Origin of the sequence: Anaerofustis stercorihominis (genome assembly GCF_024623185.1) — a bacterium.
Classification (GTDB): Bacteria; Bacillota; Clostridia; order Eubacteriales; family Anaerofustaceae; genus Anaerofustis.
The window spans coordinates 1-1145 of sequence record NZ_JANJZK010000063.1 but is presented as its reverse complement, the minus strand read 5'-3'; the positions used below and the strand labels follow the sequence as shown (position 1 = coordinate 1145).

The following is a 1145-nucleotide window of genomic DNA, read 5'->3' as shown; positions in this document are numbered from 1 at the left end:
GGGTTTTAGGGGCAGAGCCCCTGATTATTTGTTTCTTTGTAAAAGAAAACCTACATCCCCCACATAGTATTAGGAATAAAAAGTTCCTTATAAGTATTTATAGCAAAAATATCGGACATACATGCAACGTAGTCACATACGCTCCTCGATAGTCCGTCTGTCTTTGTTCTATCATAAAAATCATTTGGCATTTTTCCGGGGTGTTCCATGTAATAATCGTAAAGCCTTTTTACTATGGCTTTACCTTTGTTCCCCTCTTCTATAGCCATTTTCGAATGATATACATTTTCAAAAAGAAAACTTCTAAGCCCCATGGTCGCTTTATAGATTTCATCACTCATTTTTATTTTATCTTTATGTAAACTGTTTTTGATTATATCCATTATCATGGTATTGATCCTTTGAGAATTAGTATTCCCAAGAACATCTGTAAATATACTGGGAATATCTTCCTCTCTTAGTACTCCGAAGCGAACGGCGTCGTCTATATCGTGATTTATATAGGCAATCTTATCTGAAAAGAAAACTATTTCTCCCTCTAAGGTCGAAGGCTTGAAACCGTGACAGTGGTTCTTTATCCCGTCTATAACCTCATGAGTAAGATTTAACCCCTTGCCGTCGTTTTCTATCCTCTCCACCACTCTTACGCTTTGAATGTTATGTCTGAATTCAAAGGGACATATCTCATTTAGTACCTGCTCTCCGCTGTGACCGAAAGGGGTATGCCCAAGGTCGTGACCGAGAGCTATGGCTTCCGTCAAGTCTTCGTTGGCTTTTAAAGCCCTTGCGATACTTCTGGATATTTGAGATACCTCGAGAGTATGAGTAAGCCTCGTCCTGTTGTGGTCTGTCTCGGGAGAGATGAATACCTGCGTCTTATGTTTAAGTCTTCTGAATGACTTGGAATGGATTATCCTGTCCCTATCCCTTTCAAAGTCCGTCCTTATCTCACAAGGCGTAATACTTCGTTTTCTCCCCTTTGTATCGACGACTTTAAAGGCATATTCGCTTAGCCTATTAAGTTCTTCGTTTTCTTTTTGTTTTCTTATGTTCATATATGCTCCATTTTCTTTTTCAAAGAAACAAATCACCTAGGGGCGCTGCCCCTAAAACCCTTTATAAGGGACTCCGTCCCTTAGGAACCC

1 protein-coding gene is annotated in these 1145 nt (G+C 39.7%); it reads right to left on the bottom strand.

The window, feature by feature from the left end; translation table 11 throughout:
• Nucleotides 1-50: 50 nt before the first annotated feature.
• Nucleotides 51-1055, bottom strand: coding sequence for a deoxyguanosinetriphosphate triphosphohydrolase (locus tag NSA01_RS09995; protein WP_257481313.1), 1005 nt, complete (start codon nucleotides 1053-1055; stop codon nucleotides 51-53).
• Nucleotides 1056-1145 lie beyond the last annotated feature (90 nt).

Coding starts and splice junctions, on each gene's coding strand:
- NSA01_RS09995 (WP_257481313.1), bottom strand. CDS start 1,055: ATGAACATAAGAAAACAAAAAGAAAACGAAGAACTTAATAGGCTAAGC.